This window comes from Leptospira weilii serovar Ranarum str. ICFT (assembly GCF_000332415.1).
Taxonomy (GTDB): Bacteria; Spirochaetota; Leptospiria; order Leptospirales; family Leptospiraceae; genus Leptospira; species Leptospira weilii_A.
On the sequence record NZ_AOHC02000015.1, the window covers coordinates 38,547 to 58,819 of the forward strand.

Consider the following 20,273-nt stretch of genomic DNA (forward strand, 5'->3'; position numbering starts at 1 on the left):
AATTAGGTTTACGAAAAAAATGGTCTTGATTCTAACTTTTATTTTCATTTTGCTCGTTTGCTCGTTTATAATTGCGATCCATAACGATTTAAATTCTCCGTTTCAAAAAGTTCTTGAAAAATCCCGTTTGGAAACGTATCCGTTCGTTACTAAATCCGATAAAATCGATTCGGAAAAAAATCTACTCCTATTCGACAGATTTAGATTTGGTTCGGTTTCTCCGGATTTATCGTATTTTTACGGCAATCCGGATTTAAAACGGAAGTTAGAGATTTCTTTTTACGACGTTGAATTTGATAAAAAAAATAAAACTCCTTTATCGATCGTTTACGGAGGAAAAAGTAAAAAATACGAGTTGGACGGGATCATCAACGATTATTCCGGAGTCATTATAAGAAATTTGTTATATTTGTTTTGGTTTCAGGAAGAACGGAACGATGGAAATCAAAGGATCACTTCGTTTTATTTGAAAATAATCGATTTGAATTCGTTGGAAGAGAGTTATTCCGATCGTATTTATAGAGAGGACGGATACGCGACGAACCCGGCCGTCACTTATTTGCCGAAGGAGAATCGATTATTATTAGTCTATAATATGATTTCTCCCTCTCTAAAGGGTCTGCGGTATTTTAAAATCGGTTTTAATAGTTTATCAGAACCGATTTTGTCCGACCAAACAAAATCCATATTCGATAAAAATTACGGTTTAGAATTTGATAAGCTCAAATTCTGGTATTACGGAGACAGTAATTATTTATTTTCTTTGGTAAGATCTGAAAACAAAATATTCGGATACGCGGGCGGTAAAAATTCAATCGGAATCGTTAAGTTCGAGGATTTTGGAAATTATAATTCAATCCGAATTTTTGATTCCGGAGAATTCGAGATTCATAATGTTTTTGTAGACGGCGATCTGAATCTAACGTTGACCGAAATGGATACGGAAAAAATTCTCAAAATAAATTTTGACAAGATGTACAAAATCGATTTTGAACCGTGAACTAAGTTTAACGTGAATTCGGCGTAATCAATGCGCAAAACGACTTTAAGAATCGGTCGAAATGATTAAAAAAAAATAGACCCGGTCGGAATTTAGAGTTAAAATAACGTTATTGTATATTCGGAATTTCAAGGGTGGATGGATGTCCAATGCAAGAAATACTTTCTAAGTTCGGTTACTCCGGTTTTTTCGGAATCGTTTGGGGAATTTTGCTGATACGTTATTTGCTCTTTGCGGGGATCGCGTTTTTGGTCGTTTGGGTTTTTTTGGGTAAAAAACTTTCCCACAAACTCATTCAGGGTAAAAAGCCGGAAAAGGAAAAAATCATTCACGAAGTCAAATATTCCCTGATAACCTTTCTTATTTTCTCGTTGTCCGGTGTGTTGATCGCCTGGTCGCACGTAAACGGGTACAATCGGATCTATGAAAATGTAGGCGATTTCGGGGTTGTTTATTTGATCTTTAGCGCGTTTACACTGATTCTTTTACACGATACGTATTTTTATTGGACACATCGGATGATGCATCATAAACTTCTTTTCAAACACTTTCATCTCGTACATCATAAATCCACCAACCCTTCTCCCTGGGCGGCGTTTTCGTTTCATCCTTTGGAAGCGATCGTCGAAGCCGGTATCGTTCCTCTCGTGTCGTTTGTACTTCCTCTGCATCCGGCGGCGATATTCGTATTCTTAGTCTACATGACTTCGCTTAACGTTTTGGGTCATCTTTCCTACGAACTTTTCCCCTCTTGGTTTTTAAAAAACAAGTTTACGAACTGGCATAATACGACCACACACCACAATATACATCATAAATCCCTCAATTGCAACTATTCCCTCTATTTCAACTTTTGGGATAAAATGATGGGAACCAACCACGACAAATACCGGGAAACTTTCGAAGAGGTCGCTTCCAGAACTCGGAACGCAGGGGATTTTACATTATAAAAATAGAATATTATTATTTAGGAATACGTGTGGAAACACAATGAAGAATTCTTGCGTTAAGAACCTCTAAAAACTTTCATTTTTATATTTGGATAATCGCAAAACGCTTTTCTAAAGTATTTTATAATGTAGATTTTCAAAAAATGCGGATTTTTAGGGGTTCCTATTACATAAGGACAAAATGAAAACGTTTTGAACCGATACTCATTTACCATAAAAATTCCATTTTTGTAGCGTTTATCCGATGAATCTTCTGCGAGTTTCCATTTTCCGGGGAAATTTCGCGCTTTAGTCCTAAAACCTAAACCCTATAGTCGAAGCTAACGTATAGGGGAAAATGCCCTATTCTTCTTAAAATTTCTTTCCAAAAAATCTTCGATCTTTGGAGTCGAATCATTCAAATATACGTTAGGAAAAATAGAATGATTCGTTTCTGCATCCCCATCTTAATACTATTACTTCAGGCTTGTGCGCCCAAATCAAAGAGTGACAACTTATTTGTCGCTTTGTTCAACGGGAACGTTACGCCTACCTTCAATAGTAATTCAATCTCATCGGATGAAAATTCATCGAATGAAAATTCATTGGATGAAAATTTAAATCCCGTTCCGGAAGAATCGGAGGAGGTTGAATCTTCGGAATGGACCGTCTTAAACGGAAAATCCCCCGGTGTGTTGACCATGCGGTCCAAATTGGCGGTCGATACAAACAGCGGTTTTGTATATGTGATTTCGGACGTTGACGGAAATCTTTATTGGGACGAACGGACTCACAAACTTTTTCTTACCAGAAATCTAGTTTTGAAAAAATACGATTCTAAGAAAAGGATCATCTGGACGAAAGAAATCGGGACTCCGGGTGAAAGGTTGAAGGCGGGCGGAATTGTTGTCGACCGGAACGGAAATTTATACGCGACCGGAGCTAGGATGAGTTTTTTTGAAAATGGAGAGAATGAGGGGAACGAAAAAATGTCGGTACTTAAGTTTGATTCCGATGGAAATTTGCTCTGGGAAAAACAAGTCGGTGTTCCCGGTGTATATAACTCAGTCGTACCCACTGCAATCGCGGTGGATATTTGGGAAGATGTCTATGTGGCCGGAACTACAAACGCGCCCTTCGGAGGAAGTTATAGAAGTTCCGGTAACGCCTTCATCATTCGGTTTAATCGCAGAGGAGAACAGGTTTGGCTCAAACAACTTTCGATTCAGGCGACCGATATCATTCCGAGCGGACTCATTCTCGACCAATATTCGATGAATGTTTATATGGTCGGCACCGCAAGAGATGCGGATTTTAAAAACCATCGATATACAGGCTCCGAAGGAAATACGCGCAATTACAGCCTTTTCGTTCTAAAATATAAGACTGGGAACGGAGAGTATGAATTTTTCGCCCAACGGGGAGGAACACGTTCGGACCATTATGAAGGTAACTCGATCGCCTTGGATTCGAATGGAAACGTTATCGTTGGAGGACGACATAGTGAAGCGGATCCGAATACCGGAGGACGTACACGTTACGTAGGAATCTTAGCGAAATTCAAAAAAGACGGCGAACTTCAGTGGACCCGCAAGATCGGTAAAGGCGACGGAAAATTAAAGGAAACGTACATTCATTCGATAGATGTGGATCGTCAAGGGAACATTTTTACGATCGGAAGCACCAATGAAAACGTTGAAAAGGGAGAAGCCGATTCGGTCGGTGTTAAAGACGTATTCGTTTCCAAACATTCTCCTTTCGGAGATAAGGAATGGATACGACAGATCGGAGCTACTCCGGGCCAGTCGCTTTACGGCAGCGGGATCGGAACCGATTTGAATGGAAATCTGTACTGTGTAGGGTCGGTGTCGGGTGGCACCTTGAACGGACTTTCCGTTCAAGGAGGGATCGATCAATTCGTTTTGAAGTTGGAGGATTAAAACGCCTTTCAAGGGGCTGATGGTTTACACTCGTTTCAAGCGGCGAGCGGTTAGAGATTAGGAAAGCTGTATGTAAAGTCCTAATCCCTAACCCCTAGCCCTTACTGAATTGAATATTCCCTCAGACAATAATTACCGGAAGGATGTTTGTATTCTTTTTTGAGGGAAGTATTTTTGCCGACGGCCGCGGATCGGATCGCAAACTTATCCATCAATTCCTTTTGACCGCAAACGGGAGAGATCACAAGAGCGGATGAAAATTCATCCCAAGACTTCCATTTGTGCCTGGAATCGTTTCGGTATTTTCCTTTCGCGAACGTTTTCATTCTCATCAAAAGATCGATTTCGGAAGCGAGTAATCTTCCTTTTTTATCGAAATTAAAATCCTCGTGAAACCCGTTGAATACGATGTATTTTCCTTCCGGAGAAATCTTAGACGTTAGATCCCTCGCGGGTTGAAACAGATCGGTCTGAAAACCTTTCAAACAAAAATATTGAACCTGTTCAAAACTATTCCTTAAAAGCCCGCCTTCTTTCACATAAAGACTTCCGCTTCCGAGAAAAACGAAAGCCCCGAGTCCGAACGCGATCCCTTTGACATTTTTGGATCCGTCTTCCATAAAACGGAAGACCCAAAGAGAAAAGATCGTAAACAAAACCGGCAGAGGAGGAAACACATGCCGCAGCTGTTTGTTGCCCGTGCTCGCGTCGATGACGATATATTGCAAAAATAGAATACTCGTAACCGCGACTAACGGATCTCTGAACGTTTGCGAAATGGAAACAAGAACGGAACTCTTGTTCTTTTTGATTTTTTCCTTAAAAAACCAAAAAATCAGAGCGACAACTCCGAAAAAGAAAATTCGGAAAATCCAAGGTTCTTGAAAAACGTGACTGACGGGACTCGTCGTAGTAGGAGAAACAAACAAAGCAAAGACGAAACTTTTTACGTATTCGTTTACGATCATCTGAGCGTTGATGAGGCTCATCACCCTGTCGGGGTTTGCGAAAATCCAAACCAAGGACGGTCCGATCGCGTAGAGATAGATAACTCGTATCGAGGAAGGAGCGATCCGCTTCCATTCTTCCCTTTTGGTATAAAGAAAAAGATTGAAGTCGATGAACAACAAAACGGCGCAGTAGTAGACGACGAGTTTGAACTGTCTTTGATCCAAGTTGATGTTCGTCGTGGCTCTTAAAATCGGAAGAGAAAGTACGAGTAACAAAACGAGAACGACGAAAACTCTTCGGAACCCTTTGTATCTTTGAGTCAAAGAGAACTTTAGAATTTCAGAATATTCTTTCGGTTTCGAGACGATTTCATACAGGAAAACCGCGATGAACAATAAAAGTCCGTACGGATATTTCGTAAAAAATAAACCGAAGAGGGAAAGAAAAACGGACCATTCGATCTTTTCCTTTTTGTCGAAAGACGACCGAAACGGATCTTGTTCGGTCCGGGCGTAGATTTTGTAAAGAGTATAATAAGTCCATAATAGAAAGAACATACCCTGCGTTTCCAACATGGAGGAAAGACTGTAAGAAGGGGTTTCCGTGGTATGTAGAGTCAGGGCCAGAGTTACAATCGACGTAAGTCCCGCTTTTAAAAACGATCCGGTGATTTTATAAACGATGTAGAGAATCGAAGGAAAGCAGACTACGTAAAAAACCAATCCTAAAAAGGAATCTTTTACGGTGATCGGCATATCCCCCGGCGTCAGTAAAAGAATCAGGGATAAAAACGAACGAAGAGGGGGCCAGGTGGGGGATTCCAAAAACGGAAAAAAAGCCCTCCCGATCCTCAATTCCCGAAAGTCCTGGTACTGATCCAAAACCACGTTGAGCCGAATGTTTTCGTCCCAGGTCAAAAGATCTTTGAGAGTGCAGGTCCGGATAAAAATTTCCCAGTTGCGAAATCCCATGTAAAACGCGAGTCCTAAAGCAAACAAACAGAGCAGGAGGCCGGGGATCAAAAAATTATTTTTTTTCATGTTCAACTCCAAAGCGAAAAATCGAAAACGATAAAAAACCGGAAGCGGTAAAAATCGAAAACGGTAAAAATCGAAAACGGTAAAAACCGGAAACGGTAAAAAATCGAAAACGATAAAAAACCGGAAACGATTACGATTTTTTCTTGGCCGTCTTTCGTTTTTGAGAAGCGGAAGAATAAACGTCCTCGATCACATACAAGGGTCTGTTTTTGGATTCGTCGTTTACACGGCTTAAGTATTCTCCGATCATACCCAAGGCGAGCAACTGGGTTCCGCCTAATATGAGAACCACGATCATCATGGAACTCCAGCCTGTGATCGTTTCGGAAGTGAAAATTCTCAGATAAATGACGTATAACGCGTAGATCGCTCCGCAAAACGCGGTAAAAAAACCGAGATAAGAGGAAAGTTTGAGAGGCGCCGAGGAAAAGGAAGTGATTCCGTCTAACGCGAATTTGAGCATCTTTCCGAAAGAGAATTTGGTCGTACCTTCGAAACGTTCCTCTCTTTCGTATTCGAGCCCGGTTTGTTTGAATCCGATCCAGGAAATGAGACCTCGAATGTAACGATGTTGTTCTCTCATCTTACAGAGGACGTTCGTGACTCTGCGGCTCATGATTCTAAAATCGCCCGTGTCGATCGGAATGTCGAATCTCGTGATCTCCTTTAGAATTCTGTAAAATAGATGCGCCGTAAAAAGTTTAAACCAGGATTCTCCCGATCTTTTTTTACGTTTCGCGTAAACCACGTCGTATCCTTCGAGTAATTTGCCGTAGAGATCGTTTACAAATTCGGGAGGATCTTGCAAATCTCCGTCCATCACGACCACCGCGTCCCCGAGAGCCGTGTCGATACCCGCAGTGATCGCGGTTTGATGTCCGTAATTTCTGGAAAGATTGACGAGTTTATAACCGTTCGTCTGCGCGCAGAATTTTTTAAGAACCGAGAAACTTTCGTCTTTCGAACCGTCGTTTACGAAAAGAATTTCCAGATCGTCTTTTTTAAAAGCGTGTTGCGACGATAATAAATCGTGTAAAATTCCAAGTCTTCTGGTAAGTTCCGGAATTGTTTTTTCTTCGTTGTAGATTGGGATGACTACGGAAAGGAGAGGAGGTCTTTCGGCCATAAGATGTACCCGTAAGAATCACAGGAGTCGACTTTTTGTCCAGAATTTATTCCCTTGTTTCAAACAAGCGATCGTTTGTTGCGTTTGTAAATCGAACCGCTGGCGCTTGGATGGCTTTTTATCCTCATTTTTAGTGCTCTGCGAAAAATTCTCTTTACAAATTGTCAGGAAATTAAACTATATTTGCATCCAATATCCAAGTCAGGGTTATGAAAATCAAAGTCACCACTAAAAACGACGTCCACATCATCAAGATTGAAGGGCCGATAAAAGCGGGAAATGAGTTCGAGTTAGGTCAGAAAATCGAAGAGTACATTTCCAAAGGTGACGTTCCGAAATTTATCATCGATTTGAAAAAAGTTCCCTTTATCAACTCCGCGGGTTTGGGTATGTTTTTGAATATATACAAACACATCGACGGCTTAAAAGGAAGAATGGTTTTTACGAACTTGAATTCCGATATAGAGAATTTGATGGAGATTACGAAACTTGCCAGCATCTTTGAAATTTATAAGACGTTGGAAGAGGCTCTGGAATCTTTCGAATACTGATTCTCTAAGAAGTCGTGGAAACTTTCAAACGTCACTTCCGGAAGTACAAACGATTTTATTTTTCCCTACTGAGTTTATTCATTATTTATAAACTCGTTTTTAACCGATATACGGGGCAATTCGTCGTAGCCAAGGTTTTACAGGGTTTCCTCAGAGGGACGGCGAGTTTTACCGTAACCAAGTTTTCGCTTTTGTACGGAATTTCCTTCGAGAACGTAATCCTAAAATCCGATTCCTCTTTTGAAGAACGTCCGGTTCTTTCCGTAAAGGAACTCGAACTTTCAATCAATCTTCCCTGGGTTTTTTTAGGAAGAGTCAAGTTGTCCCGAGTTGCGGTTGTGGGACTTCGGATCGATCTCAGACAAAAAGGCGGAGAATGGAATCTGACAAAATTATTTCCTTCCTCCGCGTCGCCTCCGCCAAAGGAGGAAACGTTATCCGCTCCTTTGGAGGAAATTTCCACGTATCTTCCGATCAGCGCGTATCTCAATCTCGAACTTAAGGATATTTTTGTACACGTCGTTTCGGAATCGGAACGTTCTTCTTACAAGGCCGGACTGGAGGGATTCAATCTCGCTTTCGAATTGGACACGGTACGATTTCGAAAAATCCCGTTAAACGTTCGGATACTTCAGCTAATCGACGTTATACGCTTTCGGATGAATCCGGATAAAACGGTTCGAATTTATTTTGAGGACGATTCCAAATCTTTGGACCAACCGTTTCGACTCGGATTGGAACTGGTTCGAGATCAGAGGGGAATGTTGGTTTCGAAAGCGGACATCGGTTCGGATTCGATTCCGATCCGGGTTCGAAATCGTTTGTTGGCTCCGTTCGGTTTCGGACTCAAATACGAAATCGGATATCTGGAAAAAGAAGACAAACTCAAACTTTCGTCTCTCGAACTTAAAATCGACCGGGACGTTTGGTTATCGGGCGCGGGAGAAATCACCGGAGTTTCTTCCCAAGAAAGAAACGTGGAGTTCGCAATTCGGAAATCTTCGATCCGTTTAAAACCTCTTTCCGATTTTTTATCCGGGATACCCGGAATTCCAAAGATGAAATTGGACGGAGAACTGCGTCTGGCTCCGATCACGATTGTCGGAAAGGAAAACCGTTTGAAAGTTACGGCGGACATTTCGGCAAAAGATCTTTTGATTTCCATCGGCGGAAAAAATCATAAGATTCCGGAACTGAAATTACTCGCGGATTCGGTTCTCAATCCCTTAACGCAAGAATCGCCTAATGCGAGTAAGCCGATCCCTTTACTTGAAAATCTGGAACTCAGGGAATTTCTCGTTACCTACAACGGGATTCAATTGGCCGCAACGGGAAACGTACTTCGAGGTTCCCAAGTCGATTTGGATCTTGCGGTTCAAAATCTCAACCTTTCCGATTACGTAAAAACTCTGAACGGAGTTTTGGGTTTGCGGATGAAGGCCGGAGGAACATTCCATTCTTTGAATGTGAACGGGGCCGTTCAGTTGGCGGGGTTTCGATTTCCGATGGGAAGAGGAAAGTCGTCTCCGATTCCGGTCAATCTCGATTTAAAATCTCGGATTCGATTTTCAAAACCTTTCGTTCCGGACTTCGTCCGTTTGGATTCTCTTTCTCTTTCCACCAAAGGAGCGGAAGGAAAAGAATCCCTTATGATTTCTTCGGTCGGGGACTTGTATCTTACGAAAGGTTTTCGGATGAACCTGAACTCTCTTAACGTTCGAACGGAGTTGGATCGTCTGACTCCGACCCTTCCGTTTTCCCTCCGCGAAAGTTTGGTTCCCGTCAGAAACAATCTGGGAAATCAAATCGCCTTAAACGGAGGATTGGATTATTCCCTTTTCGAAGGCGCTCAATCCGTCTCGGGTAAACTTCTATTCGATCTTCCCGGAATTCAGGTCAGGGATCTTAGGATGGATCTCAATCTGAAAATCGAAAAGGATTCCTCCATTACTCTTTCGAATTTCGATCTCACCGCGTTTCAGTCCAAGTTTAGAATGGCGATCGCCGGAGTTTTGAAAAAGGCTTCCCGGAACGAAGAGGGAGTTTTCGGAGATTTGATTCCCGATCTGAAGGGAAGTGTCTCTTTAGGATCGGAAAAGTCGGCTTATCTTTTTAAGGGAATCAGTTTCGAAGGATCGTTTGCGATCGGGTTTCGGCTTAAGAATTCGATCGCGAGCGGAAGTTTGGTTTCCAAAAACTCTAACTTCGGTTATACGAACGAGTTTTGTCCCGGCGAGGATTGTAAACTCTATCAAATCGAAGGTTTGAACGCGGACTTTCCTTTCGTTCACGACCTTTCCCTCAAAACCACTCAAAATCTGATCGACGGAAACAAGGAAAAGTTCATTCGAACTTACGGAAGAATTTCTCCTCCGAACTTTACGATCCGACAGGTTGTCGGAACACATCCCTCCATCAGCGGGATTCCATTCGATTATGTTAAACCGAAAAACGGTCAACCGGGTTTGTCGGCGAGAATCGATTATTCGGAGAACTTTCTAAAATTAGAATATTTGAAAGTGTTTACTCTCAACGGTCTTGTTTACGGAAAGGATATTCTCGTGAACGTGGGAGAGGGAAAACCCGAAAAAATGGAGTTCAGCGCCGTCGTTCAAGTCAAGGACATCGATCTAAAACAACTCCTTCCTCCCAAAACCAGATCCAAGATCGCGGACGGCAAGATCAAGGCGGACTTGAACGTTTCGGGAAGAAATCTCGCGGACCCGATTCCGAACGTTAATCTTTTTTTCAGTGTGTTTCAAATCGGCCAGGATTTCGCCAAAAGCGCGGTGAATATCTTCACACCTTCGAACGTGTTTACGGATTTTATCTACAACAGTTACGCCGTGGACAAGATCGAAGTGGAATTGTCGAAAGGACTCGTATACGCAGTGATTCAGTTTAAACGTTCCGTCTTAAATACGATCGTCAATTTGGAAAACAGCCAGATATCGCAACAGAGAATGCCGCTTGCGAACTTCTTAAAAAGAGCAAGATCCGAAATCGATACGTATCAGTAAGGAGATTCAAAATGAAACGTCAAGTTCTTGATCAGAAAATTATAATATCTTTATGTTTTGTGTCGGTCTGGTTTTTATCGGGTTGTATCATCAAATCTCCTTTGATCACTTTTACCCAGACGCAGACTTCTTCCGAAAAACAGATGATCGGAGAGGATCGAATTCTGGAAAAGGACGGTTGGCTGATCTCTTCGGTCAAAACTTCCTCCGCGGGTTCCGAAGTTTGGAAGAAGGATTTTTCGGGCGATAATTACGCAGGAGGAGATAAGGATATTCTAATGTCCTTAAGGGCCCTCGCTTATCTGGCTCCGGAAATCAAAACCTGGAAAGAGGAGGGTTTTTTAGCCGAAGGACTGGACGGTAAACTCAGAATCAATCCGGCCGCGTCGGAGGCCGGAATTAAAAACGACCTTTCCAAAAAGGAAGTCAAATTTCGAATCGATTCTCTGATCGCCCTTGTCAACGAACATAGAAACAAAGTGATCTCCGCTCGCTCCGGCGGCTCCGGATCGGATCCGAAAACGATTTCTAAGGAAAAGTCGGAACACCTGAAAGTTCATCTCGAACAGACTTGGTACCGTCTCGTGGAAAAAGGGGAATACTTTGAGAAGTCGCCCGGTAAATGGACGCGTAAGGACTAGGTCATGATCCGATTCCCGGTTTCGTTCTTTATCTGTTTTTTCTTTTTTTATCATTGTTCGGTCTTTCGTTCCTCCGCAAAGATCAAACCGTTGGAATTCAATTATTCCTCCATCGCCGTTAACTACTTCACTCCCGAAAACGAAAAACCTTTTCCGCTTACCGTTCAAAGAGGAAATAACTTATACAATTCCACGACCGCCGACGGGAGATATCTTTTTTATACCACGGGTCAAAAAGGAAATTACGACATTTGGTTTCGGGATTTGAAAAGTTCGATCACCGTTCCGGTTACCGAACATCCCGCGCCCGAGTTCAAACCCGCGATCAGCCCGGACGGAAAAAAACTCGTTTTCGTTTCCGAACAATACGATTCTTCCGGGGATTTGGTTTTACTCGATATGAATCCGGATCTCTGGGCCGAAAAAATCCTTCAAGGAAAACGTTTCATAAATTCAGATTTTAGAATATTAACGAATCCTAATTTTTCCGTTCCCGGTAAGAAGGACTCTTACACGGACACGGATCCTTATTTCGCGCCGGATAACCGTCGTTTGGTGTTTTCCACGGATCGTCTGTCTCCCGGAATTCAGAATTTAGTCGTCCTGGATACGGAAGGAAAGGAACCGTTGAAACTTTTGACCCAAAACGGAGGGGCCTCTCCGGTTTGGTCTTCCGACGGTAAGTCGATCGTATATCTTTCGTATTCGGAGGGCGCTTCCGGAGACGTGTATCTTTTGGATCTTGTATCCGGAAAAAACGAGAGGTTGACAAAGGATTCGTATCTCAACTTTTCCCCTTCTCTTTCTCTTACAAATGATAAACGATATTTGTATTACACTTCGATCCGAAACGACACCAATAAAAACGGTCGTTTGGACGAAAGAGACAACAGTTTGATCGTAAGAAAGGATTTGGAGACTGGTGCGGTCCGCGAACTGACTTCGGGCAACGATTCCTTGTTCGATTCCAGATTCTCCGCGTTTAACGGAGGTTCGGTTCTTTTTACGGCAGCATATTATAATACTCTAAATATCTATTTCATTCCCGCGTCGGGTTCCGTATCCAAGGAAAAGGATATCGTCTCCCAATACGAGCTCGCTTTGAAATACAGGGACAAACAGAGTTTCGAGGATTTTCTGTTGGCGATCGATGCGATCGAGTTTTATTTTTCGCAGGACCCGATTTATCCTTTGATCTCCGCCAAAACCCTTCTTTTGAAATACGAGGAGGCGAAAAATTCCGGAAGACCCAAAATCGCGGAAAACACAAGGAAGGAAATCCTAACCTCTCGATTGAATTCGATCACCGGTCTCGGATACGGACTTTTACTCGCACACGAAAAAAAAACAAACATTCCTCTTGCGATCCAGGAACTTAGAAAATACTACGAACAAATTCGGACCGTTTCGGAGGTCGGGAACGATCTGTCTGCCTCCCTTTTGGAAGAAGAAGGGGACTTGGCTCGTCAGTCGGGGGATTTCCGGCATTCCTTAAAAGTATATGATGAAATTCTAAATCAGTATCCGAATTATTATCGGATTCGGGATATTTATCGAAAGTCGGGGGACTTACAGTATAAAAACGCATCGTTACACGGTTATAAAATCCCCGAATCCTTTTTTAAAGTCGCCGACGATCCTGGGATCGGAAAGGAAGATCTTAAACTTCTTTACGAACAGATCGATCAAGAAATACTCTCGGGAAAAAATTTCGCGGAACGAACGAACGCCGCCGAAATTTCGATTTCGTCCAACGACTTGGAAAAAAAATCCACGAGGTTGTTTCGATATTTCTTATATATAAAGTCCTTGGGTCTGAACGGAAAAGGTTCTTTCGAAGAAAGTAATTCCTTGTTGAATACGTTTTTATCCGGCGTTCCCGAAACCGATCCGCTTTTTTTAAAGGGACATCTTCTCAAATCGAATAACTTCAAAGGACTCGGAGAGGTTCAAAAGTCTTTTGACGAACTTCGGATCTATTTGGAAAAATACGATCCGCTTCTCGGCGTGGACTTGGATCAAAAGGAAATCGAACGTTCCTTTATCTACTTTGAAAACAAGGCGAGGGATCACGATCGCAGGGGAAATCTTCAGGACGCCGCCTTTCATTATTTTTACAATACGGAGAATATGTTTCTCGTTAAAAGCAGAAACCTATTTTTGAAAACCTTATATAAGGAATACGCGGTTTATTATCAGAGGATGATGGTGGATTCCGTTTTTAAACTTTCCGGTTCCTTGAGCGAGGAAAAACGAAAAGCGCTTTTGAATCAACTCGACGTGATCGATATCGCAAAGGTCGACCCGCTCGCGGAGGAGGGACTTGTTTATATCAATCAGTATTACAAGGAAGCGGTTCCCAGGGCCAGGCCGGTTTTGGATTTGGCTACGTTATACGGTTATGCGTATTATTTGGTCAATCGGAGCGTGATCCGAGAGACGTATTACAACGCTTCCGACTCGATGACCTCCGCAAGAAAGGAGGAGATTCTTAGGGACTTTAAACAAGCTGAATATGAATTGAGATGGATCATCTTTGCCGATCCGAGATATTACGAGGCTTATCAACTTTTGGGTTGGATGTATCAGTACGTGGACATTTTGAAAAGCAGAAAGTCCGCAGAGGATCAACCGAACGACGAAGAGAAGTATACGAACGTTTATAAAAAATATTTTCCCGAAAAAAATTTCGAGGAAAACATAGAACTCTACAGTCAGGTGTTGGAGCTTCTGGGAGAGAATTTCGAAAATAAAAAGGCGCTTTCCGATCTCAGGTTGAACCTTGGAAATAATTATTTTCTTTTGAAAAATTATCCGAAAGCCAACGAGCAGTATTCCAAGGTGGATTTCCTATCGGATTATATCGTCTCCAAAACCCAGTTTGAAAATCATCGTCAAAAAGCGATGTTCCTGTTCAATTCGGCGAGATCCTCGATTTACGTGGCCGATTATAAGTCCGCGGTTCAAAAGCTGAAAGCCGCTTCCAAACTGTATTTCGAAAACGAATCCAAAAAAACCGTCGTCGGAAAGGACAGCGCGGAAAAACTCAAACAGTACAAACTCAAACTCGCGCTTTTGTTCACGTTAACCGGTCTTTCCTATATGGAATCCGGCGAGTTCTCAAACGCGGCGCCTTATTATAAGGACGCGCTTTCCTTGAACGGGGAAAACGGTTGGATCGATCCGGTCAATCTCCACAACGGGCTTGCGCTTTGTTATCAAAAATTAGGAAAATATAAATTATCGGAATCGCATCTAAATAAAGCCGACGGGATCGTTACAAGCCGGGGCGGAGCCGCCTGGATTCCGAAAGGGGTAAAACTTGCGTTCTGGGATTACTTTTGGGATTGGGTTTGGGAAGTCGCCCTTCCGGACGGAGTTCGTATCTCCGGAGAAGGAAGATTTCCGGAGGCGATTTCTCCCAAGTTTCAACCCTTGATGACCAGCGGAATTCGGGTGAACAATCTGATCGCGTCTATGGAAATCGAAAGGGCGATCGAAGAGATCAATTCCCGTTTGTCCTATGTTAAGTCGAAGGGTTTGAGTTCCACGTTAGCCGGTTCTCTCATTCGATCCAATTCGTTTAACGATTTGGGATATTTACATTTTAAAAGAGAGGAATTTAAAACCGCAACGGAGACCTACGAACAGGCCGAAAAGTTCGAAACCGAAAAGGGATTCGCTCTTAAGGCGAGAACTTCCTTTAAAAGGGGACTCTATTCTTATTTCGGACATTTGGAAAATACGAAAGAAGATCCCGAGTCGGAACTACAAAACCTGCGTTCCGCTTCCGAACGTTTGATTTCCTCCAAAAATAATTTCGTGAAAAGTTGTTTGGGCGATACCCAGGAAGATACGGTCCATTCCGAAACCAAAAAATGTATATCAAAGTTTTATAATGTTTTTCCGGACCACGATCCGACTTTGGCCTTGGTTTATTATTATCAAGGAGAGCAGTTTTTTAGAATGGGGGATTTGCCTTCCGGTTTTGAATTGTTCGGACGAGCCGCCGGACTTTTGGAAAATCCTTCTCTGATTCCCAAAGAGGTCGTAGGTCTTGCGGGAGATCCTTATTCGAGAAAAGAAAGATTGTCCTATTCGATCGGCAGGGCCAATTTATACGTTCGATTGGGCGATTCCGAAAAGGCGATTGCGACCTTGGATTTTGCTTCCGAGTCCGCAAACGAATTTTATTATATTCAGGAATGGATCGAGGCGCTCGTAACCCAAGCGGAGATTTTGTGGGAGAAAAATAAATACGCGCAAGCAAAGGAAAAAATCGATCGCGCAAACGCCCTTTTGATATCGCATCCCCATTTGATAAACGAGCTTAAGCATTTTTTAATATACAAACTTTTTAAAATACAGTCGGAGCTCGACTTTCAATCGGGTCGGCTTGCCGAAGGATTTAAAAGTCTGGATCGGCTCCACAGGATAAATCTATATCGTCAGTTTGTGAAAATTCCTCACGAATCGGAAAACCAGAGTTTCACCTCCGATGTCGCAAAACTACAGAACCTCCTCAAAAAACAAAAATTCTCCTATTTGGCGATTCAGAACGCGTTGGAAAAAAAGGAAAAATCCGATCATTGGATCCGGGGTTATCAAAGTTTTTCCAAGGATTTGGAGGAGGAACTTTCGGCCGTCCATCGAAAGAATCCGGACTTGGACGGATATCTGGGTATATTTTCGGACGAACCTTCGGCCGCCGCTTTGCTTGGTCCGGAAGAAGGTTATCTTAGAATCGAATCCGCGGACGATAAGGTGCGGATCTATCGCGCTACCAAATCGGAAGAGGAATATACGGATCGAACCGGAAAGGTCGAAGAGGTTTTAGGTCGGATCTCCAATTCGGGAAAAATTCCGTTCGGATCTCGCAGGATTTGGTTCGTACAACTGGGAGATAATATCGATCTCGAAAAGATCGGCAACGTGCTTCCGGAAAAATTTTCCCTGATTTTCAGAACGTCTCATCTGAGACCTCTTCAAGAAAAAGACAAGAGAACGACGCGTAACGTGGCGATTGTGGACGGATCGCCTAATGACGAATCGGCGCTACCCGTAAAAAAAATAGCTCCCAATCGGATCCTGACTCGGCTTTTGGATACGGATATGCTTGTGGCTCCGTTTCCGAGTACCGGGGATTCTTTCGGGGAAAGTTTATCCGAAAAAAATCTCTCTCTCCGGGATCTTTTTCACAATCGTAACGAAATTTCTTCGGTTCTTTTTTACGAAAAAACGAAACCGGATCTTGGAAAAATCGCCGGGGTTTACGAGGTGTTAAACGCATCAGGAATTCGTAATGTTGCGCTTTGTTCGGAGAATTCCTCTTGTATAACCGATCTTCCGGAAAACGTTTTGTTAGGTTCCGGAAGTTTGTTATTGGGTTCGAGTATTTTAAGAAAAAAGGAAACGAACGACAGGTCCGTAGAAAACTTACGCGTTTTAGCCGTAGAGAACGAAAGGAAAGAGAATGTAAGAGAGGCATACACTCACGCGTTTTCGTATCGATCCTTTCAAAAAACGGAGGATATGTTTCTTTCCGGTGAATTGGATCTGCTCCGTTTAAAGTGGAAACTTTCGCCGGGAACTTCGATGGAGGAAATTTACGACGATCTTTTGAAAAACGCGAAAGAACGTTCGGCAAAGGATGCGGTTTTATTTTCCGCGCTTTTGACCTGCTATCTCGATAAAAATCTTTCCGATTGTTCTTCTCATTCTTCCGAAGACTTGGAGGATTTTTCCAAGAAAAACCTCCTGAAAAACCTGTATTCCTTTAAGAACGGTAAGTCGGTCGCTTCCTCCTCGTTAAGGGTCGCGGATAAGACGATTTCCCCTTTTTACGATCCTTATTTATATTATAAGAATATTCTAAAAATTGCAAGAACCAATTACGAACCGGAAATCGGAGAGTTTGCGGGAAAACTCGCGCTTGAATTTTCGAAAGGACCCGATGAAATAAAGTCCGTGGAAGAGATTTTGCAGGGGTTATACGCCCAAAAATATTTTTTACAAGGAGTAGCGTTTTCTAAAAATCAAATCCGCCGTAAAGAAGAGTTGTATCTGATCCTTTCCGGAAACTGGAAGGAGGCGCTCGAAATCCTAAAGAAAAAAGAAGACGAGGAGGATACGGGAAGATTTAGGGAAAGATTATTTCGAAATTGGAAGAGGGAGATCACCGGGGCTTGGTTTTCCCCTTATTCGCTTTACTCCGAAGTTCACGGAAATTCCTCCAAACTGTTCGAGTCGCTCGATCCGGAAGAACGAAGTCTTTTGTATCATTTGATTTTATATTCGGTTCCGTTTCAGGAAAACGAAGAGGTGGATTTTCTCGCACAATCCTTGGTGGATTACGAATGGAACATCGGAGCGAAGTCCAGGGCCCTTCGTATGACTCTCGGTTACGCGCAAGCCCTGTTTTCAAGAGGAGAATCGTCCAAAAGCAAGGATTGGACGGATAAAATCGGTTCGCATTTCGAGACCGATTCCGAAAGTATATTCAAAGATAAAAATATTCTAATGAATAAATTCCTGTTTCATCAGGGTAAAACGGAAAAAGCGGAGGAAAAAACGGAATGGCTTTCTCTTTACGAAAAGGCGGCGACAAAAACGCCGAAGGAGTTTATCGAGTTCTTAAATTCCGCAGTTCGATCCAAACGGGGAAAAAATTTCAGTTCCAATGAAAGGATCGAGTTGATCGATCTGATTACTTTCTTACAAAAACTTTCTTTTAAGAAAAACAATTCCGAGGTTTTTTTCGATCTCGCCGTCGCCAAGGATCTTTTATCTCTTTCTCGGCCCTTGATTTTAAATTCCAATCCGGATTATAAGGACATTCCCGTATTCGTTTCCGTTGCGGATAAACTCAAGGAAAAACTTCCGGCGGATCAGGAGTTTCTTGCGGTGATGGATTTTGGTCTTGAGTCCTTTTATATCCGCTTCTTAAAAGGAAAGTCCAAAGGAGATCTCGCGTTTAAGGACAATCGCAAACTCAGAGTTTCCTTGTTTCAATATTTGGAAGAAGCGGCGAGAGGCGGTTACGAGGTTTTACTTCGCGAAGAACTTGAGAACGAATATAGAAGAAACATCAAACTCGCGAAAAACAAACTGACCTATCTTTATTTGAGTTCGTATCATTTCAGGATTCCTTTGGTTCCAAGAACCGAAGATCGGTTCTATCTCGTAAACGATCCGGAATCCCTGATTACAAATCCGGTTTTTTCCGCTAAGGAGGAATTTACTCCCGAATATCGGATTCAATTTTTAGCAAGTTCGAAGTCCGGCGAAACTGGGCAGAAGTCTCTGAAAGACCTTGAAGTTTTCGAGGCCGGTTCGGGTAGACTCGGCGGCGATCCCAAAAGTCGCCTTTATATTCTTCAGGAACCTTTGGAGATCGTAAATCAAGTGAGCTTAAGTTTCGGAGGAGCCGCTCTTGCAAGTTCCTATGGAACTCCGAAAAAAGGAAATTGGATTTTCACTTCCTCCTTTTTGGACGAGGAACGTTACGATATTCAGAATTATAGGGATTCTTTTTTTAGGATCGCTCAAAATTTTTCGAGTCCGGGAGTGATTTTTATCGGAGACCAAACGGATACGGCCCATGTGGATTTTTTGAAACGTTTTACCAAACGAAGCGGTACAAAAGTCCCGCTTTATATCCGATTTCAGGAAACGTTAGACGCCATCAAAGAGGCTCATCCTTTGGATCGGATTTGGAACGGTTATCGACTTTATACGAATAGTTTTATATTAGAAGAGTAGGGTACTAGGGGTTAGGAGTTAGGAGTTAGGAGTTAGGAGTTAGGAGTTAGGAGTTAGGAGTTAGGAGTTAGGAGTTAGGAGTTCACGCGTATATAACGGCGCCTCCGGTAAAGTTATTGTGAATGTATTCAATTTTCGTAATTTCCATAAATTGCATCCGTCAAAACCTGAACGCCGCCCCATAGGAAGGCGTTCACCGAGTTTAAGCCGCCCCATAGGAAGGCGTTCACCGAGTTTAAGCCGGCCCATAGGAAGGCTCACATGTCGTCAATCGCAGGCGTTGGGAGCTAACGAGTATCCGAAAATATCCATAGTGCCGGTCGGGGGAGGAGCATATATATCGATTCCCGGAGGAGGATAACTCGTAGAAGAAGTTGAATACGTTGGAACGTTGTGATCCCATTTGGTATTCTGAGCGAAAAGTCGCTTACCTTTTTCCAATTGAAATACTAAGTCCATTTCTTTGCTGCAAGAAATGATATTGTGTCCCTTACTTCCTAATTCGCCTCCTCCTAAATCCGCTAATGCGTCCGGACGAATGACAACACCGTATTTGTTGCGATAAATCGTATTATATTCCACTTTGCTAAAGTGAGTGGTTCTGTCGAAAAAGATACCGACGAGATGGTTGTAGTTCGGCGCTTCTTTTGCTCCTATAAAATTACCGCTGATGGTATGTCCGCCGGAATGATACGTAAGGTCGGAAATATATATTCCTTTGGAAATGGTATTGTTCCGTATCTGGACGCCGTAAGTAGTGAGTTTGATAGGATTGGGTAAATCAAATCCGGCAATGATCGTATTATTTCCGACTTCAAACGCCGCGTCATCCCCGGAATTATGATTAAAACGAATCGAAGTCGGGCCGGTATTCGGATGGTTTTCATATCTACCGCGGTACGGGGATAAGAAACTGTTAATATTTCCTTTTCCACCTTCGTTTCCGATGAGAGCGACTCCGTCCGGAAGTTTAATAGGAAATTTTTCACGATCATAATATTGCCCCGGAGCCACGTAAATTAGGCTGTGTTTTGTCGCAACGGATGCCGCTTTTGTAATGCTACGATAGGGTGCGGTCCTTGTACCCTGGAAATTATCGTTTCCGGACGTCCCATCCACATAAATCGCAGTGAGAAGGATAATTTGTTGAGAGCTTCTCTCCGGATTGGAAAGGTCCAAAGTCGGCGTGTCGATAATTCCCAAAAGAGGCGCTAAAGAGTCGGATTCTCCTTCTTTTCCGTTGGAACAACCGCCTAACAATAATGTTGCGATAATTAGGTACAGTAAAAAAAATGGTTTCATTGTTTCTCCTCA

Annotated in this window: 10 protein-coding genes; 7 read left to right on the forward strand and 3 right to left on the reverse strand. The window is 42.7% G+C overall.

Going from position 1 to position 20,273, the window contains the following annotated elements:
- Positions 1-19 precede the first annotated feature (19 nt).
- The 3 genes from LEP1GSC060_RS04165 (at position 20) to LEP1GSC060_RS04175 (ending at position 3,869) form a co-directional block, all read left to right on the forward strand.
- Complete coding sequence (locus LEP1GSC060_RS04165; protein WP_230458300.1) at positions 20-1,000, forward strand: hypothetical protein; 981 nt, start codon at positions 20-22, stop codon at positions 998-1,000.
- 149 nt (positions 1,001-1,149) lie between these two features.
- The gene (locus tag LEP1GSC060_RS04170) at positions 1,150-1,950 is read left to right on the forward strand and encodes a sterol desaturase family protein (RefSeq protein WP_002996704.1); all 801 of its coding nucleotides are present in this window, start codon (positions 1,150-1,152) and stop codon (positions 1,948-1,950) included.
- Between the two features lie 422 nt (positions 1,951-2,372).
- Complete coding sequence (locus tag LEP1GSC060_RS04175) at positions 2,373-3,869, forward strand: SBBP repeat beta-propeller lipoprotein, LipL53 family (protein ID WP_002996714.1); 1,497 nt, start codon at positions 2,373-2,375, stop codon at positions 3,867-3,869.
- A 101-nt stretch (positions 3,870-3,970) separates the two neighbouring features.
- Here LEP1GSC060_RS04175 and LEP1GSC060_RS04180 read toward each other — a convergent pair whose 3' ends face one another.
- Together LEP1GSC060_RS04180 and LEP1GSC060_RS04185 are read right to left on the reverse strand one after the other, a co-directional pair.
- Complete coding sequence (locus tag LEP1GSC060_RS04180; protein ID WP_002996701.1) at positions 3,971-5,860, reverse strand: hypothetical protein; 1,890 nt, start codon at positions 5,858-5,860, stop codon at positions 3,971-3,973.
- A 130-nt stretch (positions 5,861-5,990) separates the two neighbouring features.
- Positions 5,991-6,986 carry a glycosyltransferase family 2 protein gene (locus tag LEP1GSC060_RS04185; protein WP_002996527.1) on the reverse strand — a complete coding sequence of 332 codons (996 nt, stop codon included), beginning with the start codon at positions 6,984-6,986 and terminating at the stop codon, positions 5,991-5,993.
- 209 nt (positions 6,987-7,195) lie between these two features.
- Between LEP1GSC060_RS04185 and LEP1GSC060_RS04190 the strand changes: the two genes are divergently transcribed.
- From LEP1GSC060_RS04190 to LEP1GSC060_RS04205, 4 genes are read left to right on the forward strand one after another with little or no spacing between them, the layout of a single operon-like run.
- Positions 7,196-7,537, forward strand: coding sequence for an STAS domain-containing protein (locus LEP1GSC060_RS04190; protein ID WP_000695903.1), 342 nt, complete (start codon positions 7,196-7,198; stop codon positions 7,535-7,537).
- 14 nt (positions 7,538-7,551) lie between these two features.
- The gene (locus LEP1GSC060_RS04195) at positions 7,552-10,557 is read left to right on the forward strand and encodes an LIC_11026 family protein (RefSeq protein ID WP_002996668.1); all 3,006 of its coding nucleotides are present in this window, start codon (positions 7,552-7,554) and stop codon (positions 10,555-10,557) included.
- A gap of 11 nt (positions 10,558-10,568) precedes the next feature.
- Positions 10,569-11,198 carry a DUF1318 domain-containing protein gene (locus tag LEP1GSC060_RS04200; protein ID WP_002996749.1) on the forward strand — a complete coding sequence of 210 codons (630 nt, stop codon included), beginning with the start codon at positions 10,569-10,571 and terminating at the stop codon, positions 11,196-11,198.
- Positions 11,199-11,201: 3 nt separating this feature from the next.
- A complete protein-coding gene (locus LEP1GSC060_RS04205) occupies positions 11,202-18,959 on the forward strand; it encodes a PD40 domain-containing protein (RefSeq protein WP_002996545.1) in 7,758 nt (2,585 codons plus the stop codon).
- 267 nt (positions 18,960-19,226) lie between these two features.
- Here LEP1GSC060_RS04205 and LEP1GSC060_RS04210 read toward each other — a convergent pair whose 3' ends face one another.
- Complete coding sequence (locus LEP1GSC060_RS04210) at positions 19,227-20,261, reverse strand: DUF1565 domain-containing protein (RefSeq protein ID WP_036095329.1); 1,035 nt, start codon at positions 20,259-20,261, stop codon at positions 19,227-19,229.
- Between the last annotated feature and the right edge of the window lie 12 nt (positions 20,262-20,273).